This is a genomic window from Leptolyngbya boryana PCC 6306 (genome assembly GCF_000353285.1).
Classification (GTDB): domain Bacteria; phylum Cyanobacteriota; class Cyanobacteriia; order Leptolyngbyales; family Leptolyngbyaceae; genus Leptolyngbya; species Leptolyngbya boryana.
In genome coordinates this window covers 68028-85604 of sequence record NZ_KB731324.1, presented here as the reverse complement: position 1 = coordinate 85604, position 17577 = coordinate 68028, and the positions used below count along the sequence as shown (strand labels likewise).

Here is a 17577-nt window from a genome sequence, read left to right as displayed (position 1 = left end):
TACCTCAATTTGAATAGAGCAAGTGCGCTTCAACAGTTGCGCTCAGCTTTTACAACTGCCTCTAACAGCGTTTCCAAGCGATCATCATCTCCATGCTTTATCCCATTAATAAAGAAAGTCGGAGTTTTGATCACGCTACTTTGGATGCCACTTTTAATATCTTCCTGAACGCGCGCCATATGGCAATCACTAGTCATTTCTGCCAGAAATTGATCGACATTGAGGCAAAGCGCGATCGCATACCTGACTAAATCACTATCTGCCAATTGCGCTTGATGATGAAATAAATAGCTGTGCATTTCCCAAAACTTACTTTGTGATGCAGCGGCTTCGGCAGCTTCGGCAGCATGGTAGGCTTCTGGATGCAGACTCGATCTCGGAAAATGACGAAACACAAATCGAATCTGTTCTCCCAACTGCTGCTGAATCAACGGAATAATCTGCTGCGCTGCCCAACAGTGAGGACATTGATAATCGCCATACTCGACCAAGGTGACTTTTGCGATCGAGCTGCCTTGGCAATGATCGCGATCGCTCACAGGGAGGGTAAGACAATTAGGTTCTCTGGATGATGCCATTAGATAAAGACTCACAATATCTTAAATTCAAGTTGTGGCTTCGCCATCGCTAAACATCATCACTTGAGCCAGCAGCGAATTGTTTCTCAATCGCTTTGTGATCTTGTCTCCAAGCTGCATAGAATTGAGCAGACATAGGATCTGGAAAAATATCCTCGTGACCTGCTTCAATCCCTGCTAGCACAGCTACTGCAACATCCGCAGGGCTTGTTTTGCTAAATTCAATGCCCGCAGCCATATCAGTATCTACAGGACCAGGAAAAACAGCATGAACCATAATCCTTTTTTCTGCAACACTAGCTCGTAGAGATTGAGTCATTGACCAAGCTGCCGCTTTAGAAGCATTATAAGCAGCTAATGCAGGCATACTTACAAGCGATACGACCGACAACAGATTCACGATCGCCCCTCCATTGTTCTGCTCAATCACTGGAACCAGCGCACGAGCTACATTTAGCGAGCCGTAAAAATTAGTATTGAACTGACTAGCGATTACCTCCATTGGCACATCAAGGATACTTCCAAAAGCGAGAATCCCAGCGTTATTGATTAAGAGGTTAACATCAGGTGATTGTGCAGGCAGGGTATTGATTAGGCAGGAGTCTGTGACATCAAGTTGGAGAGGAATGACTCGGCTAGTATCCAAAACCGTAACATCTTTGAGCGTATTGATATCACGAGCAGTGGTATAAACTTTCTGAGCGCCTGCCTGTAGCAGAGCGTTGACGAATGCGTAGCCAATACCACGATTTGCGCCTGTTACCAATGCCGTTGCATTTTGGATTTGCATGATCCTATTCCTGTATATAGGTATTCTGAGTCATCACGGTTGAGACAATGATGATGAACTAATTGACGCGATAAACTACTGGACAATTGACAATGAATCCAACGGCTCGAAGGCTGCCACCGTCGAGAGATCGAATATAGCCTTTAGCACCCATATCTTCGATGTGGATGGCATCGCTCATGCGAGCACGGTAGCCTTTTTTGATCGCTTCTTCTGTCCAGACTGCCGGAAAAATTCGCCACATCGGACTGTAATCTAAGTTAATCGTTGGAATGCCACCCAATACATTCAACGGCCCTCGTCTGTCAGTTAATGCACTGTACAAACCTTGTCGATGCGGATTGTCTAAGCCAGTTGCTCCATTGACAAAGACATAAATGCGTTCAGCAGATTCGCCAGGCAGTGCATCTTCATGGGCAAAGGGTAAGTCTTCCATGGCAGGGGCGTAGGTTGCAGTCTCCAGCGTAGCGACGACTGGATCGTTGGCTTCAGTGGAGAGATAGAGAATCGGTTTACTGAAGGTAAATCCGATCGTTAGCTCTAAAGTCACCGTTCCTTCACGCGGACAGATTGCAACCACTTTGTCATGAACTAAATCATGATTCGGCTTGCCATTACAAAAGGCATTAAGCTGCTCTTCCGTCTGATTGAATGCCACCATTGGAGCATTGAACAAGACATCTTTCGTCGCATTCGTAACTTTGACTAAAGGCGTGTAATTGTTATCGCCTACTGATCCAGGTTGAGCCGCTTGAGGTGGAAAAGGAGCGTTAGTAGCACCTGGTGTAATGCTCAGTTTTGGCTCGAAGTCTACTTTGCCTCGGTTGAATACCCAAGTCCCATCTTTACTGATCGTTGCTGTTCGTTGATTGCGTCCTGTAAACCCGTAGGCAAGCTTGGGTGAATAGTTTACACCATGCAGGTTAGACAGATTTTCATCAGTTGCATCGGTGATGATAAACCAGGCTGTTTCACCTGAAGCGAGTTTTCCCTTGTGTAAGGGAAGTTTTGCAGTTCCTTTGACCAAATCAACCTGAGCAGATTTCATGAGCAGCACAGGGCCTAGAAATGAAGGATTCACTTCAGATGGAGAAGGCTGCCCAACGACAATCTTGACATCAGGTTGGAGAAAATCGGGCGCGGGACGTGCTTCTTGGTAGGGGCCAGATTCAATGCCTCGATTAATCACTTCAGCCTGAATTGGAGCAGCATTCAGCGTGACTAAACTTCCGAGTAGTAGAGCAATGTGGTTAGCCCATCTTTGTTTTGACATGATTGGGTTTCCTCAATTTGTGTAATGCTGAGATAACATTTGAAGATAATTCATACTCTACAGAAACTGTTCTGATTCTTTACTACGCCAGACAATGATTGTTTCCCCCCTCAGGCGTTGAGTATTTTCCCCACCCAAATGGGTAGTTGACAGACCAAAGGACTACCCTTCAAGAATTTTTGGAGTTTTTTATGAATCATGAAACCCTCGTTAAAACGATTAACCTGATCATTGCTCCCGTCGTCATGATTACCACTTGTGGGATTATCTTGAATGGGATTATTGCGCGGTATACCTGGCTAAGCGATCGCATTCGTTCTATTCATGAGGAACAGCTTAGCTTGCTAGAGTTGGATCTGACTCAACATCAAGCAAAAGCTGAAAAACTTCACCATCTTGACCATTTGCTGCCCAATCTACTCAAGCACCATCATCAGGTTCATCATGTTTTGGTGCTCGTTTATCTTGCGATTCTGGTCTTTATGCTGGATATGTTGGTGATTGCTTTCGCGATCGCTAACAATAGCGAATGGCTCCAGCAAATCGTCGTGATTGTTTTTTTTACTTGGAATTAGCGTTTTGCTCTTGGGGATGGCTCTGATTGCTGATGAGCTAAGATCCTCTCATCAGTTGATTCAGTTGGAAGTTCATCATCAATGTCAGTCCTGCAAAATTAACTTTCGCAAGTAACTACAATTTGATCAATCCTTGCTGAAGAGCATTGACGACTGCGTGCGTTCGATCGCTAGCACCCAGTTTGAGCAGAACATTTGTCACATGGAATTTGACCGTGTTTTCAGTAATCGATAGTTCAGATGAGATCGCCTTGTTATTTTTACCTTGTGCCATCAGCTTCAACACTTCAAACTCACGATCGCTCAAATTTGGGCGTTCCATCCGCGCTGCTAGCTTCGTCCCAATTCCTGCTGGCACATACCGCTGTCCATCGTTCACCGCTCGAATCACCTCTAAAATTTCAGGACAAGGGGTGTCTTTGAGCAAATAGGCTTTTGCTCCAGCCCGAAGTCCCTGATAGATATCTTCATCCGTTTCATAGATCGAAAACATGATGATTGCAGCATTGGGAAATTCCGATCGAATCGTCGCGATCGCTTCTACTCCCCCGACTTGTGGCATCCGTAAATCGAGCAGCGTGACATCGGGCTGATGCAATCGGAACTGTTCGATCGCTTCTTTCCCGTTGGTTGCTTCAGCAACGACCTTCATATCCGGTTGGTCATTCAAAATTGCAACCAACCCTTGACTCACAATGGGATGATCATCGGCAATCAGAATTCGGATGGTTTTGGTTAGCATAGGTGAAATAGAGCGTAGATTTAGAATTTATGGGATCACAGGATTGCTCAGAGTGACGGTAATCGTCGTTCCTTCGCTAGGGCGACTGACAAGATGCCAGGATGCACCCATTCGGGCTGCTCTTTGCTGCATCCCCAGTAACCCAAATCCAGCAGTAGACGATTGGGGATCAAAGCCACAACCGTCATCTTGGATCGTGAGTTGTAAAGTTTGAGGGCAATAGCTGAGGTAAATTTGCACCCTTTGAGCATGGGCATGTCGCAGCGCATTTGTGAGCGATTCTTGGGCAATACGGAGCAAATTTAGTCCTGGATCTGGATGGAGACGATAAGGTATACCGTCGATTGTCAGATTAATTGATACGGATGGATCAGAGGGAGTTTGTTCAATAAATTTAGCGATCGCTTGAGCGAGATCCTCATATTCAGTAGTTTCGAGGTAAAGCGTCCAAACCGATCGGCGTGCCTCAGCCAGCCCTTCTTGAGCGATTTTTTGAGCAACCAGCAAATGTGACTGAGCTTTTTCAGGCTGACTGACCGCAAAGTACTGAGCGGCTTGTAACTGCATCAAAATCCCGCCAAAGGCTTGCGCCAAAGTGTCGTGAATTTCCTGTGCCATGCGAGTCCGTTCTTGTAATAGAGCGGTCTGCTGAGCTTCCTGTGCAAGACGGGTCAGTTCTAGAGCGAGGGTGAGCTGTTGTGCTAAAGCATGAGCGAGTTCAATGGTTTGTCCAGGAAAGTGACGATGGGCAAGCAAGTAAATCGACAGCGCTCCAATATTACTATCTCCGACACTGAGGGGAATATCGAGAAACGGAATCAATCCTGATGAAGTGACATTCAAGATGGAAGCATTGGCAGCACTAAGCACTTGACCTTGCCAGTATGTCAGATGAACTGAAGCTGGCTCTTCTGACTGAGAATAAACCCAGTATTCAATCAAGGGAGAATCGAACTGCTGAGCAATCGCTTTGAGTGTATTTCCAATGAAGCGATCGAGATCTGAATCAGCAGCAAAAGTATCGAGAGATTGCTTCAGGGCTGTATTTGCCTGAGCCAACTCAGTCACTCGTGTTTGTTCAGCTTGCAACATTGTTTTCTGAGTGCGATCGCGTTGAATCGCGCTACCGATACAATCTGCGATCGCCATCAGCACTGAAATTTCAGCAGTACTCACCTGTATCGGCGCTCGATAATAATCTAAACTCAATGCTCCCCACCACTGCCCATTCACGCGAATCGGAACCGCGTAGGTAGACTGGACTTGAACAGAGGCTAACGCGCTGCGTAAAGGCTCGTCCCAGACTTCAGTGAGTCCCCCAAAGCCATCCCCCTCCAGAAAGTACTGTCTCATGAAGTCCAATCCTAGCAAGTCAGCCGGGAGCGAGGTTGAACCAAAAGCAACGCTAATAGGCAGAAACCCAGGGGCAGCCCATTCGTAAATGAATTCGCAGGAATTCGGCAAGGGAGATGAGGACTCAAATCTATTTTCCAGAACTACGACACAATCACAGTCAGTGCCTTCTCCAATAAACTGAAGGGCTGCGTTAACAGCTTGGTCAAAGTCTTCCAATGTCAGTAAAACATTTGCGGCTTTCGCTGTCGCTTTAAACAGGCGATCTCGTTCTCGCTGAGTGAGATTGCGCTGAATTGCACTACCAAGACAGTCAGCGATCGTTCTCAAAACCGCAACTTCACCAGGGCTGAATTGAATGGGGGCGTGGCAGTAATCAAAACACAATATGCCCCACCAATGACCATTAACCCGAATGGGAACCGCATAAGTAGACTGAATTTGAAGCGTCGCTAACCAGCTTCTCAGCGGTTCATCCCATTCCGCCAACACTCCACCAAAACCATCCATTTCCAGGAAATACTTCTGAAAGAGATCCTCTAGCTCGATGGCTGTGGCAGATTCAATGTTGAAGGAGCTAATTTCAAATCTGGAGTCGAGGCACTTATGAGCTGTACTGAGGTAACGAATTGGCATCAGAGATGAGGCTTCGTAAACATTTTCGAGAATCTCCAAGCGATCGCAACCGATTCCCTCAATCAAAACTGTGAGTGCAGAATCAATCGCCACGTCAATGTTATCTAGCGTTAGCAACACATTGGCTGCTCTGGCAGTCACCTCCAATAGTCGATCGCGCCCTTGTAGCATTCGATTGTATCCTTCTAGGTCAGCAACTCTTTGTTGAGAAGTTTGTTGGTGTTCGTGCTTCAGGCGATTTTGTTGAATTGCGCTGCCAATACAATCTGCGATCGTCATTAAAACTGAAATTTCGGCACTACTCACCTGAATGGGCGAGCGACAATAATCAAGACATAAAGTTCCCCACCACTCGCCATTCACGCGAATCGGAACCGCATAAGCTGACTGGATTTGAACAGAAGCTAAGAGACTGCGAAAGGGTTCATTCCAGACTTCAAGCAGCCCTCCAAAGCCGTTTCCTTTGAGAAGATATTTCTCTAAAAATTCTATTCCTAGCAATCCCACCGGAAGAACCGTTGCTCCAAAGGTCTTGCTGAGCAGTGGAAAGCTAGGGGAAGCCCACTCGTAGATGAAATTGCAGATTTCAGGGAATGGAGATGAAGACTCATAAACATTTTCTAAAACAATGGCGAAATCGCAACCGATCCCTTCTCCGATGATGCTCAGCGCAGTATTCACCGCTTCGTCAAAGTTATCTAGAGTGAGTAGAACATGAGCCGCTCTAACAGTGGTTTCCAGAAGGTGATCGCTTCTTTGCGTCATTGAACTAAAAGGGATCAATTAAATCTTAAAGGTACTAAATTCCATCTTAGTTCAATTTTGTAGCTGAAGATGAAAGCGATCTCGCCTAAATTTCAAGCGAGATCGCAATCCCTGTCCCATATCTCTAAAGTTCGCCCGATTTTTCTCGACGTGCGACAAGATAGTGATCATAGGCGGCACAGATCCAAGCCCCGATCAGCATAAACACATTCTTATCCCAGTTCCCCTGATTATTGGGGATCAACCCATCCGGTCCAATCAAACCAAAAGCAATAATAAAACTGAATAGCATGAGCATCATCACGATGCCTGTCCAGCGAACAAATCGATTGATCATAAATGACACGCCCACAATCATTTCAGTTAGGGGCAGGAGATACGCATAGGGCAAAGCAATAATCAGAGGTAGAGGACCAATTCCTTCAAATCCCCATCCCCAGAGCTTGAGCTTGAGTTGTGTCACTGTTTCAAAGAAGCCACCCGGCGCATTGAAGTAAAGATAGTTCGCGATGCCCGACAGCACAAAGAAAAGCCCTAGCAAAAATCGCATTGTCGTCACCGATTGTCGAAATAAACGCTGTTCGCTGCGTAAGCCAGGTTGAGTATGAGTGTCTAAAATCATGAGAGTTCTCCAAATTTTGAGAGTGCAAAAGTTTCGTCTCTATCCTTGTTTGTGCTGAAGTCGATCGAGCAATGCGGGCAACTGTGTCGATCGCAAAGTCTGCTCGAACTGGGTCGGTTGAGCAGCACGCCACAGCAAAAGCCCACTACTCATGACCACGATCGCAGCCGCAACATCTCCAACGCGCTGAAGCAATCGCATCGAGGTCAAAGGTTTCAAGCTAGTTCGACTCGGACGCTGAAAGATCTCATCTGTCAGCCAACCTACCGTCGCTTTGAAATTGTGAACATACACGGGGAGGAGTTCTAAATAGGTTCCATGTCGTACTAGATGCCCTGCCCGTCCTGTAATTGGTACTCGATCGAAGAGATTCGCAACGCTCTCGCCTAAACCCAATTTCATCAGTGTTCCTCGTAGCGCGACTGTTGCGGGTTTTGGGGGCTGCCCTTGTGCGATCTCATATAAATTATGTGCGATCGCGGCTCCTTGTTGGTAGGCAACTTGCGCCGTTGCGGGTAGAGGCTTCTCTAACACGGCGCAATCTCCACCCACAAAAACCTCCGGGAAGTCAGGCAGTTGTAGTGTGGGGACAACTCGCAACCGACCTGTGCGATCGCGATTTTCATCCGAAATTGCTAACTGTTGAACTAGAGGATGAAGTCCATTGCCCGCTGTCCAGATCACAGTCGCAGTTTGAAGTACTTTAATCTCATGATTTTGCTCATACTTCAAAGCATCCGGCAATACAGCTTTAACAGCAACGCCTTGAATAATTTCAACAGAAACCTTACGGGTTTGAAGGGCAGTTTGGACAATTTCTCGCAGATGTCCGTTAATGTCATCTTTGAGAATTTCATGGCTACGATTCAACACAACAATCCGAATATCTTTGGGATCACCGTGCAGTCGGTCGTACCATTTGGGCAACAAGTCTGCTAATGTTGCTGCCATTTCTAGTCCAGCAGGTCCTGCTCCTACGATCGCAATCGTCAATAATGTCTGTCGCTGTTCAACGTCTGCTTGAGTTGCCCTTTGCAGACAATCTCGCAACTGTCGCCGCAATGCGATCGCATCCTCACCTGTGCGAAATGCAAAAGTATGAGCTTCTGCTCCTAAAATGTCAAAGTAAGTCGGAACACTACCAAGTCCTAAAACCAAATTGCCATATCGATAGCAAAGTCCCGAAGTGAGCTTAACCGTTCGCGTTTCTAAATCGATCGTTGCAATATCATCCTGCACAAACGTTACACTATCACACTCAAATAACTCGGCATAACGAGGCTGTACTTGAGTATCGGTCATTTCGCCACTCAGGAGTTCATAGAGCAGAGGCTTAAACACAAACCGTTCTGCTCGATCAATCAGTACAATATGATGAGGGTAGCGGCGATGACACAGGTGCAAGGTTGCAAATAGTCCCGTAAAACCAGCGCCCAAAATTACAGTTGGCAGAGTCGTTTCATCCATCTCGATATCCTGCTGCTGTAGGGTGAAGCAATCTTGTTAGAAAGTCCTTTTTACGAGTTTCATTGAGAGAGACAAGTTCTGAATGATGAGTCGTTAAGAAGTTTTGTAGAACAAGCTGAAAATTTGATAAGTAAATCCTCAGCCGATTCTCAGCATCCTCTCAGGTTGAGGTGAATTAACAAATAATGGCGTGTGGCGAACTTGATCAATAGCTTTGAACAAGTCAGACATACAAAAGGGTTTCATCAGCCAAACCATTTCATTGAGTTCAGGCGATAAGACATGACGAGGTTTGGTATCAACTGTCATTACCACAATTGGAACCTGATTCCCGATCGATCTAAGCTGGTGATACGCTCTTGAAGCAGCTTCTCCAGGTAGATCCCAACTCATGATGATGATGTCAGGACATAGCACCTGAGCCGCGATTAATCCGATTTTGGCATGATGTTCGACAATCACCTGATATCCCTCAGCCCTCAGTTCTAGGGCAATGAAGTGAGCGAGATTGATTTGGTCTTCGATAAGAAGCAGGCGCGTTTTCATACTACATTCGCAAATATTGATTCAGTTTCAATCATCTTGTCTCATCAGCCTTCAGAAGTCCTGAGAAGAAGCTTAAAACTGCCTGAATTTAGAGAACTAAATGATGAGAATAAGCTTTGTTTGCAGATCAACGAGTGACTTTCCTTTTCCTCAGCAAATCATTCAGAAATTCTCAGGTTGCGATCAGCAAGTTCTCAGCTTGAACGGTCAAGATAGTGAGCAAGCTTCCTTGAAGCCTTTCGAGAACTTTGATTCTTAGTACTCAACGAGAAACTTATGAGACGATTCATCTATAGCAGCTTATCTGCATTGCTTCTTTCGGCTTCAATCCTCTCTCCAGCTTTAGCATCTGCTCCCAAAATTGAACTGAGTGCATCGGGTAGTATGGTTTTCGATTTTACTGCTCCTTTTATCAGTAGTTCTGGGTTACTCAACGATAGTCATATCATCCAAGTCATGGTGCTTGGGATGTCTCTAGAAGACTTGACGATTTCGATTCCGCCACAAATGGGCAAATTTAGTCGGGTTCAAGTCACTGATGGAACTGGGAAAGCAGTTGCCGCAAAAATTACCACGAACAAGAAGCAAGTTGCGATCGCATTTGATCAGCCTGTCAATCCAGGGCAACTGCTACAAATCAACATTGTCGGCATCCAGACTGACCAAGAAGAGGGATCTATCTTACTCTACGGATTGACTGGACACCGTGCAGGGATCCGAGACGAAATTCCGATCGGCACTGCCAGAATTCAAGTTCCGGGACGAGGTTAAGACCTCAAGGGGTGACAACGAAGCTAGAGAGCAGACTGGATCAAGGAAATGGCATTGAGACCTCGCTGAAAAAAGGGACGTTTTTGCGGCTTGAGTGCCATCAACTTGGTCGCCAGAGTTGACCACAATTGCAAGGGTTCAATCCACAACCTGCCATACAAGCCAATCCAGAAATTGCTATGTCGGTTTCGGGTTCGCTTCGGCTCCTTGACTCGACCGACGTAGCATTGCACTTGCTTTTGGCGAATGCGTCGTCCCTGAAGCGTTGAGAGCGAATAAGCAATGGCAATCAGAACCAGTAGTGCATTGAATCGGCGTGAATCGGCATGGCAATCTTCGAGATGATAGCCACCGGATTTGTAGTCTTTGAACAGCGGCTCAATGGAGAAGCGATTAGAGTAAGCTTTCAGAGTTTGTTCGGCACCGACGAGATTGGTCAGCAGATACCAAGCATCAGAATTCGATTGACGGTAGGCGCGTTTTTGGCGCAAGACTAAATTATGCTTGCCGAACCCGCGATTTTGCGTGACTTGAATGTGCAGATATTGCTCAGTGATTCCGGGCGTTTGTGGCAAATCGTCGAGGCGAGTAAACGCATCGCTGTCATTCGGTTTGATGGTCGTACTTTTCGGTAAACGGAACACGAATTTGACTTGTTTTTCCACACACCAAGCAGCAAGCTCGATACTGTGAAACTCACGGTCTCCGAGCAAAATGAAGCGATACTTTTTCAACAGATGAAATACCGGACATAACACTTTTCGTTGTTCAGCCAGCGAACTCTGTCCTTGCTTGTTCAGCCACATCCAGTGCAATGGGATTGCCCGCTTCTGGTATACAAGACTCACCATGATCAAGTTATGGTTTTGCCATTGCGTCCGGTCAACCACCAGGTGAAGCGGAGTTCTACCTGAGTAATGTCGTTTGATCCACTGCTTGACAATCGGAAACCAGATCGCTTGTGGAGTCAGTTGCGGCAGACTCAAGAATCGCTGAATATTCCGCCGTCTGCTCTCAAATAGAATCGGTTGCGGAAACAGGGTCGCTATCCGTTCAATCGTAATTCTTCGCTCTTTTTGCAACAGTTCGACCAAGATTTCTAGCGTCACAAATTGCGCTTCCGTTAATTGCGATTGTAAACAGGTTTGATAGAATGAGGGCAACATCTTTTAGATTGATGGGGTGAAACAAGTGGAATCACCTCATTTTTTCTGTCTCTCAATGCTGCTATCCGGCATCCTTTCTACCGTTCAGTCGTGTCGTCACCCCTTAAGGGTTAAGACTCAATCTGATCGCATCTCAAAGATACTCAAATTGATTCCTACTCTGAATTTGAACTCATAGACCGCTATCTCCTTGAACGAATCGAGTGTGCAATCAGAACTGCATCAAAGTCTCATGATAGAAGCGGTGAAAACGCTTCTATTGGGGATGGGTGAAAATCCCGATCGAGAACGGCTACTCAAAACGCCGAAACGAGTGGCAAAAGCCATGCAATTTCTGACAAGCGGCTAGCAGCAATCTTTGGAAGAACTGATCAACGGGGCAATTTTTGATGAAGGGCACAGCGAAATGGTCTTAGTTCGAGACATTAATATGTTTAGTCTGTGTGAACATCATCTCTTGCCTTTTGTGGGTCGGGCACATATCGCCTACATTCCAAATCAGAGGGTTGTTGGCTTGAGCAAGTTAGCACGAATTGTCGAAATGTATTCACGCCACTTGCAGGTACAAGAACGCCTGACTCGTCAGATTGCTGATGCGATTCAAACCGTTCTTGAACCGCAGGGGTCGCGGTTGTTATCGAAGCAACACAATTTTGTATGACAATGCGTGGTGTACACAAGTCAGGAGCTTGGACTGTGACTAGTGCAATGGTGGGTGACAGCGACTAGAAGAAGCGCGATCGCGTCAGGTGCATTGGTGCAGATGGGATTCGTATCTCAGCGATCGTAGTTTTTAAAGTCCTTTAAATCCGATTCCATTCTCAACTTCCATCGGTTCCACCTGCGGTAAATTTCTGCGGTGAGCCATCTGTAAGCTTCCCATTTGACTAAGAAATAACCCAAACAAAATCACACTTCCACCAATATACTGAGCTTGAGTCGGAGCCTCATCGAGAATCCAGTAAGCCGCAAAAACTCCTACAATCGGCGTAAATGAACTGATCAGTGAGGCGGTCGAAACAGTAGATGCTCTCAAGCCACGAACCCAAAATGATTGTCCTAGAACAACAATAATCACACCATAGATCAGCATCCATCGCCACAAAAATGGAGAGAAGATCTCGACAAAATGATGGCTGCCATATAAAACTAAGGCTGCAAAGAAAAAGACAATCGTGCCTAATGCAGTCCGGAAGATTCCATAAATTGCTGTAGGAACTTCACTCAGCCACTTTTTGCTAATAATCGTTGAGATCGCCAGCGAGATCGCACCGATCACTGCCAAACTTTCACCCACCCCTGCGATTCTAAAATTCATCCCCTGTAAGGATGGCTGCAAAAAAATTGTCAAAAGAACACCCATCAATGCCAGGGCTGTGCCGATCACCTCCCATCGATTTGAGCGTTCCCGCAGCAGCCATATCGAAAGTGCTAAAGTGAATGGTGGCTCCAATCGCCCAATCAGCACAACATTGTTTACCTGTGTCAGAGCTAAGGCTTGAAAAAATAAAGCGGGCGCGATCGCGCCTGACAGAATCGCAACAAGTGTCAGATTTACCCAGTTTCGCTGCGATAATTGTCTTAGGTTTGCTCGATTCCACTGCCGCCCGTACAGGATCAATAAAACGAGTAGCGCACAGAGATTTCCAACAAACAAGACATTGCACAATGAGATTGGATTGTGCCCATCCATGAAGTGTTGAGCGCCAAGTTCGGTCAGCTTACGAGTCACAGCGCTAGAAGCTCCGAAGATCAGCACAGCTAGCCAGAGATAAAGTTGCCCTGGGATTTTACGCTGAGATGGAGTCCTGTTTAAATTTGTCACGATCGTAGTTCCGAATAAAGCACATACTAAAAATCCGGACTAGCGATAAAGCCTCCTACTAGGGATTTTATCACCAGTCCAGACGATGTTCTAGCGACAAGCGGATCATTGGTGCAACGCAACAGAGTGACCCAACATAAAATGCAATTATTTGACTTCGCTAGCCGGAAACTGTGCAACTCTACCTGTTTTTACAGCGACAACCACATCATAAGTTGCACAATAGGAAAAGGTAGTATTGTTTGCCTTGTTGTAGAGATTGACAACCATTCCTGCACCTCCAGGCTGCACTCCCAGGGGTTCTAGATCGCCAAAAAAGTATCGTCTCAGTTCATCGCCACCCCCAAACTGCCCTTTATGCTGGGTCACCCTAGCAATTTTTTGTTGAGCAGTTAACCCAGTACTATCTTTCATTTCTGCGGCAGATGCTTGTACCAATTGAGGACTCAATGTTTTTAGCGGAGCATCCCATAGCGTAACCATACTCATCAAGGCTGCTGTTGTTAACAAAGCGGGAAGTTTCATCTTGGTCATTTTGGTGAGTTCCTTATACGTCCACTCAACCTCAGCATAAGTAGCAATCCTGAGTAGAAGCTGAGATTTGCTTAAAAACTCTCTGAGTTTTTCTGTAGAAAAGATTCAACGTTTTTTCTAAGTCCTCAGTCAATTCTCATGGTCTTATCAGACCTCATTCAGGTGGATTTGTCATGCTGATCTGATATCAACCCGTTGAGGATGTCACACAATGAAACGTTTTCTACAAATATCATTCCTGCTGATGCTGTTCTCTAGTTTCTCAGGAGCGAGCGCGATCGCTCAAACTAAGGAAGCGATGAACATGACAATCGCTCAAGAAGTCATTAGACTTACACCCGCCGATCTTGCTACCTTTGCTTATCGAGGATATTTCAAAAGTCAGGGAATCAGTGGTTATGGGGGACTGATTCAAGATCACTCTTCAGGGAAAGTCTCAAACAAAGATATCGTACAAGCTGCGATCGCAATGCATCTACTCCCCGATTCCACGTTAAACAATCGTGGCTACTTGAATGCTTTGGATAATCAACTGCGAGAAATCAATCTGCATTGAGAATGAGTTAGGATGATTTTCAATCTCTCAGCCAACTTTAAGCTGACTCTCAGACTCTCTAAAGCTTCGTACTTCATCCTAGGAAAATGCAATCTTATTACTCTACAGTCCGTTGCATTCAGCCATCCTTTGTATCTGGGAGAATCCTATGAAACGGTTTGCCTTAGTTAGCTTCTCTACGATCGCGTTAGCCATTGCAGCAAGCCTTCCTGCTACTGCAACGGCTCCTGTAATTTTGCCTCAGTCTGCGATGTCATTTAGCTTCAATGCTCCTTTTGTTAGTAGCTCTGGGCTTCAGGGTGAACATCACCTGATTCGTGTTATGGTACTTGGAATGTCTCTCGAAGATTTGATGGTGCTGATTCCTCCACAAATGGCAAAATTCAGTAGCATCATTGTCAAAGACGAATCAGGTAAAACGATCCCTGCAAAGATCAGCCGGGCTGAAAGCAGAGTGGCAGTCGTCTTCGATCAACCTGTGGCTCCAGGGCGTACGATCGAGCTTGATTTTACCAATGGAGATACTGCAATGGAACAAGGCGAGATCTTGCTCTACCGTATCACAGCGAAACAGGCTGGCATTAATACGGAAATTCCAATTGGCACAGCCCGAATTCAAGTTCCAAGCCATCAATAATTGAGTTGTTTCCACGTTTGCACCAATATTGGACAAAGCCCTAGACTTATGGCTTTGTCCATTTTTTGAAAATTAGTTCGACACTTTCCGCGGCTCTTTGTATGACTACAACTTTTGTATGATTACAACTTTTCAAGAGCCTGAGCGAGACTTCTGTCATTAGATCTCACTCACCCAGTCTCACACTTAGAATCGTATAGATGATGAGCTAAGCTCATCCATCCTCCCAAAACGTTAGCTCTATCCATTAGAAAAATTACAATATCACTACATTCTAGATGTTTTCAGGAAATTCTCAGGAAACACTCATTTTTGCGCTGCATACTCTGACATATCGCAATCTAAGAGTGAAGTAGAAAGATGAAGCAGTACGCCCGATCGATGTTTCTAGGGTTTAATCGGAACAATCTACAACTCCCCCAATCCGCCACTTTGATCATGCTAGGCGTTGTTGCGATCTCAGCACTCATCGTTACTGCTTGGTTTGCTGGGCAGGGGACAATTCCGACGTTATTTGAGCGGCTAAATCAGATTCAGCAGACTCCGCCGGGTTGGTTGATGGTTCCGATGGTAGCTGGCGAGTATCTTTTGGCTTGGGCAGTACTCTTAACGTTCCTAGTCTTCGCGATTACAAAGATTTCGCCACGTCCTCAGCCCTGGTCGAGAGTACTTGTGGTGGCTGTTTTGGGGATTTTGATGATTCGCTATTTTGTTTGGCGATCGCTGTCTACGCTCAATTTTAGTAATCCGTTGGATGGTGTTTTTAGCCTGGGGTTATTCTTGTTAGAACTCCTTATCCTGAGTGGCAGCATGATTCAGCTTATCCTGTTGCTAAGAGTCAGAGATAGAAAGCCAGAAGCAGATCAACTGTCGATCTCAGTTCTAAACCAGAGCTATGTGCCTCATGTCGATATCTTGATTCCCACTTATAACGAGCCAGCGTTTATCTTGAGACGCACGATCATAGGGTGTCAAGCATTAAATTATTCTGCTAAAAGTGTGTATCTGCTCGACGATCATAGACGACCTGAAATCAGAGATCTCTGTCTCGAACTTGGCTGTCAGTACCTCACTCGACCAGATAATCGGCATGCAAAAGCAGGGAACCTAAATCATGCCATTCCTCAAACAAGTGGTGAACTGATCGCCGTCTTTGATGCTGATTTTATTCCGACTCAGAACTTTCTCACTCGTACAGTCGGCTTTTTTCAAGATTCAACAGTCGGTCTAGTCCAAACCCCACAGACATTTTACAATGCTGATCCAATTGCTCGAAACCTTGGATTAGAAGATATTCTGACACCAGAAGAGGAAGTCTTTTATCGGCAAATTCAACCTATTCGGGATGCTGCTGGGGGCGTTATCTGTGCTGGAACTTCGTTTGTAGTGCGGCGCTCTGCTTTGATTGAAGCAGGATATTTTTTTACAGGAGCCTTGAGCGAAGACTACTATACCGGAATTCGATTAGCTGCGAAAGGCTATCGATTGATCTATCTCAATGAAAAATTGAGCGCAGGTCTTGCAGCAGAGAGTATTGCAGCCCAAGCGCTTCAGAGATTACGGTGGGCACGAGGGACGCTGCAAGCTTTTTTTGTCGATGCAAATCCACTCACAATTAAAGGATTGCGTCCGATGCAACGGCTTGCTCATTTAGAGGGAATTTTGCATTGGTTTACCAGTCTTTCGCGCGTTGGATTTCTCTTGTTTCCCATTGCTTATGCGTTTTTGCACATCATTCCAGTCAGAGCGACAAATGCTGAAATTTTGTATTACTTTCTGCCGTTTTACCTCGTTCAGATCACAACTTTCTCTTGGCTCAATCATCGATCTCGGTCTGCTTTTCTAGCAGATCTTTATGCTTTGGTACTCGCGTTTCCACTGGCTTTGACTGTGATTCAAGTGATGCTTAATCCTTTTGGGCAGGAATTTCGGGTGACCCCTAAAGGAACGAGTCGCGATCGCTTTCAGTTTAACTGGAGATTGGCTGCACCTTTGATCATCTTTTTCATCGCAACTGCAATGAGTTTGTGGATGAACTTAGGCTATGCAATTCTAATGGGAGCATGGCAGCCGATGACAGACGATATTGCGAATCAGATGAAAGGGGTCGATCTCGGTTGGATCTGGAGCGTTTTTAATCTACTCACGCTCAGCATTGCATTGCTGATTCTAATTGATGTGCCTCGACCTCACGCTTATGATGAGTTCGATCTGCGTCGTACTCTCAAGGTACAGATTGGGGATCAAGTCAGATGGGGCTTTACGACAGGAATTTCAGAAGTTGGAGCAACGATCGCGATAACTCAACAAATAACTCCAAAAGATTCTCGAATTCAAGTAGACTTTCTAGAAGAGGATCTTACACTGCCAGCACAGGTCACTCAAGTAGAAGATCGCCCTTCAAACAGTGAGTTTCCGCTCTTGCACATTCACTTTGAACCCCTTTCACTTGAACAGGAGCGATGTTTGATCCAAATGCTATATTGCCGTCCTGGACAGTGGCGTAGTCAATGTGCTCCGGGAGAACTGCGATCGCTCTGGCTACTCTTTCAGGTTTTACTGAAACCTCGTGTGATCTTCGATCGAACTGCAAGAGCGAGCATAGTTTCTGTGGCTCAAGTATCGCCTTAGCTATCAACTCAGGTTAATGCTTGAAAATATAGTCCTAATGAACATTTGCCCCAACTTTCAGCCCTGAGCAAGTGACTGTGATTAATGATGGGACTTTAATCACGGGTAAA

At 45.7% G+C, this 17577-nt stretch carries 16 protein-coding genes and 1 pseudogene; 6 read left to right on the top strand and 11 right to left on the bottom strand.

Annotated features, from left to right (window positions below):
- Nucleotides 1-29: 29 nt before the first annotated feature.
- From LEPBO_RS0100380 to LEPBO_RS35675, 3 genes are read right to left on the bottom strand one after another with little or no spacing between them, the layout of a single operon-like run.
- A complete protein-coding gene (locus tag LEPBO_RS0100380) occupies nt 30-578 on the bottom strand; it encodes a DsbA family protein (RefSeq protein WP_017285537.1) in 549 nt (182 codons plus the stop codon).
- Nucleotides 579-627: 49 nt separating this feature from the next.
- The gene (locus LEPBO_RS0100375) at nt 628-1368 is read right to left on the bottom strand and encodes an SDR family oxidoreductase (protein WP_017285536.1); all 741 of its coding nucleotides are present in this window, start codon (nt 1366-1368) and stop codon (nt 628-630) included.
- A gap of 58 nt (nt 1369-1426) precedes the next feature.
- Entirely contained in the window at nt 1427-2641 is a 1215-nt protein-coding gene (locus LEPBO_RS35675) for a hypothetical protein (protein WP_017285535.1), read from the bottom strand.
- Nucleotides 2642-2832: 191 nt separating this feature from the next.
- Here LEPBO_RS35675 and LEPBO_RS0100365 point away from each other — a divergent pair, with 191 nt between their 5' ends.
- Nucleotides 2833-3216 carry a DUF2721 domain-containing protein gene (locus LEPBO_RS0100365; RefSeq protein WP_017285534.1) on the top strand — a complete coding sequence of 128 codons (384 nt, stop codon included), beginning with the start codon at nt 2833-2835 and terminating at the stop codon, nt 3214-3216.
- A 115-nt stretch (nt 3217-3331) separates the two neighbouring features.
- Here LEPBO_RS0100365 and LEPBO_RS0100355 read toward each other — a convergent pair whose 3' ends face one another.
- The 5 genes from LEPBO_RS0100355 to LEPBO_RS35665 all read right to left on the bottom strand — a co-directional run bounded on the left by LEPBO_RS0100355 (nt 3332) and on the right by LEPBO_RS35665 (nt 9347).
- Nucleotides 3332-3958 carry a response regulator gene (locus LEPBO_RS0100355; RefSeq protein ID WP_017285532.1) on the bottom strand — a complete coding sequence of 209 codons (627 nt, stop codon included), beginning with the start codon at nt 3956-3958 and terminating at the stop codon, nt 3332-3334.
- 27 nt (nt 3959-3985) lie between these two features.
- A complete protein-coding gene (locus tag LEPBO_RS39670) occupies nt 3986-6712 on the bottom strand; it encodes a GAF domain-containing protein (RefSeq protein ID WP_017285531.1) in 2727 nt (908 codons plus the stop codon).
- A gap of 124 nt (nt 6713-6836) precedes the next feature.
- Nucleotides 6837-7334: a MauE/DoxX family redox-associated membrane protein gene (locus LEPBO_RS0100345; protein ID WP_017285530.1), complete on the bottom strand. Its 498-nt coding sequence runs from the start codon at nt 7332-7334 to the stop codon at nt 6837-6839.
- Nucleotides 7335-7373: 39 nt separating this feature from the next.
- A complete protein-coding gene (locus LEPBO_RS0100340) occupies nt 7374-8801 on the bottom strand; it encodes an NAD(P)/FAD-dependent oxidoreductase (RefSeq protein ID WP_017285529.1) in 1428 nt (475 codons plus the stop codon).
- Nucleotides 8802-8939: 138 nt separating this feature from the next.
- Nucleotides 8940-9347, bottom strand: coding sequence for a response regulator transcription factor (locus LEPBO_RS35665; RefSeq protein WP_017285528.1), 408 nt, complete (start codon nt 9345-9347; stop codon nt 8940-8942).
- Between the two features lie 276 nt (nt 9348-9623).
- Here LEPBO_RS35665 and LEPBO_RS0100325 point away from each other — a divergent pair, with 276 nt between their 5' ends.
- Nucleotides 9624-10118 (top strand): hypothetical protein, encoded by a 495-nt coding sequence (locus LEPBO_RS0100325; RefSeq protein WP_017285526.1) that lies wholly within the window; start codon nt 9624-9626, stop codon nt 10116-10118.
- 23 nt (nt 10119-10141) lie between these two features.
- Here the strand turns inward: LEPBO_RS0100325 and LEPBO_RS0100320 are convergent, their stop codons facing one another.
- Nucleotides 10142-11284 (bottom strand): IS4 family transposase, encoded by a 1143-nt coding sequence (locus LEPBO_RS0100320; RefSeq protein WP_017285525.1) that lies wholly within the window; start codon nt 11282-11284, stop codon nt 10142-10144.
- A 184-nt stretch (nt 11285-11468) separates the two neighbouring features.
- Here LEPBO_RS0100320 and folE point away from each other — a divergent pair.
- Nucleotides 11469-12001, top strand: a pseudogene (gene folE, locus LEPBO_RS35660) (GTP cyclohydrolase I FolE); the annotation flags it as partial.
- A gap of 76 nt (nt 12002-12077) precedes the next feature.
- Here folE and LEPBO_RS0100310 read toward each other — a convergent pair.
- Both LEPBO_RS0100310 and LEPBO_RS0100305 read right to left on the bottom strand, forming a co-directional pair.
- Nucleotides 12078-13109, bottom strand: a complete 1032-nt coding sequence (locus LEPBO_RS0100310) for a DMT family transporter (protein ID WP_026148310.1) — start codon at nt 13107-13109, stop codon at nt 12078-12080.
- Between the two features lie 147 nt (nt 13110-13256).
- Entirely contained in the window at nt 13257-13643 is a 387-nt protein-coding gene (locus LEPBO_RS0100305) for a hypothetical protein (protein ID WP_017285522.1), read from the bottom strand.
- A gap of 211 nt (nt 13644-13854) precedes the next feature.
- Here LEPBO_RS0100305 and LEPBO_RS39665 point away from each other — a divergent pair, with 211 nt between their 5' ends.
- The 3 genes from LEPBO_RS39665 (at nt 13855) to LEPBO_RS0100290 (ending at nt 17467) form a co-directional block, all read left to right on the top strand.
- The gene (locus LEPBO_RS39665) at nt 13855-14199 is read left to right on the top strand and encodes a hypothetical protein (protein ID WP_190653403.1); all 345 of its coding nucleotides are present in this window, start codon (nt 13855-13857) and stop codon (nt 14197-14199) included.
- Nucleotides 14200-14347: 148 nt separating this feature from the next.
- Nucleotides 14348-14836 carry a hypothetical protein gene (locus LEPBO_RS0100295; protein ID WP_017285520.1) on the top strand — a complete coding sequence of 163 codons (489 nt, stop codon included), beginning with the start codon at nt 14348-14350 and terminating at the stop codon, nt 14834-14836.
- A gap of 360 nt (nt 14837-15196) precedes the next feature.
- Nucleotides 15197-17467 carry a glycosyltransferase gene (locus tag LEPBO_RS0100290; RefSeq protein WP_017285519.1) on the top strand — a complete coding sequence of 757 codons (2271 nt, stop codon included), beginning with the start codon at nt 15197-15199 and terminating at the stop codon, nt 17465-17467.
- Nucleotides 17468-17577 lie beyond the last annotated feature (110 nt).

Bases quoted from the DNA above. Each gene is read 5' to 3' on its own strand.
- LEPBO_RS0100380 (WP_017285537.1), bottom strand. From the start codon at position 578: ATGGCATCATCCAGAGAACCTAATTGTCTTACCCTCCCTGTGAGCGAT.
- LEPBO_RS0100375 (WP_017285536.1), bottom strand. From the start codon at position 1,368: ATGCAAATCCAAAATGCAACGGCATTGGTAACAGGCGCAAATCGTGGT.
- LEPBO_RS35675 (WP_017285535.1), bottom strand. From the start codon at position 2,641: ATGTCAAAACAAAGATGGGCTAACCACATTGCTCTACTACTCGGAAGT.
- LEPBO_RS0100365 (WP_017285534.1), top strand. From the start codon at position 2,833: ATGAATCATGAAACCCTCGTTAAAACGATTAACCTGATCATTGCTCCC.
- LEPBO_RS0100355 (WP_017285532.1), bottom strand. From the start codon at position 3,958: ATGCTAACCAAAACCATCCGAATTCTGATTGCCGATGATCATCCCATT.
- LEPBO_RS39670 (WP_017285531.1), bottom strand. From the start codon at position 6,712: ATGACGCAAAGAAGCGATCACCTTCTGGAAACCACTGTTAGAGCGGCT.
- LEPBO_RS0100345 (WP_017285530.1), bottom strand. From the start codon at position 7,334: ATGATTTTAGACACTCATACTCAACCTGGCTTACGCAGCGAACAGCGT.
- LEPBO_RS0100340 (WP_017285529.1), bottom strand. From the start codon at position 8,801: ATGGATGAAACGACTCTGCCAACTGTAATTTTGGGCGCTGGTTTTACG.
- LEPBO_RS35665 (WP_017285528.1), bottom strand. From the start codon at position 9,347: ATGAAAACGCGCCTGCTTCTTATCGAAGACCAAATCAATCTCGCTCAC.
- LEPBO_RS0100325 (WP_017285526.1), top strand. From the start codon at position 9,624: ATGAGACGATTCATCTATAGCAGCTTATCTGCATTGCTTCTTTCGGCT.
- LEPBO_RS0100320 (WP_017285525.1), bottom strand. From the start codon at position 11,284: ATGTTGCCCTCATTCTATCAAACCTGTTTACAATCGCAATTAACGGAA.
- LEPBO_RS0100305 (WP_017285522.1), bottom strand. From the start codon at position 13,643: ATGACCAAGATGAAACTTCCCGCTTTGTTAACAACAGCAGCCTTGATG.
- LEPBO_RS39665 (WP_190653403.1), top strand. From the start codon at position 13,855: ATGAAACGTTTTCTACAAATATCATTCCTGCTGATGCTGTTCTCTAGT.
- LEPBO_RS0100295 (WP_017285520.1), top strand. From the start codon at position 14,348: ATGAAACGGTTTGCCTTAGTTAGCTTCTCTACGATCGCGTTAGCCATT.
- LEPBO_RS0100290 (WP_017285519.1), top strand. From the start codon at position 15,197: ATGAAGCAGTACGCCCGATCGATGTTTCTAGGGTTTAATCGGAACAAT.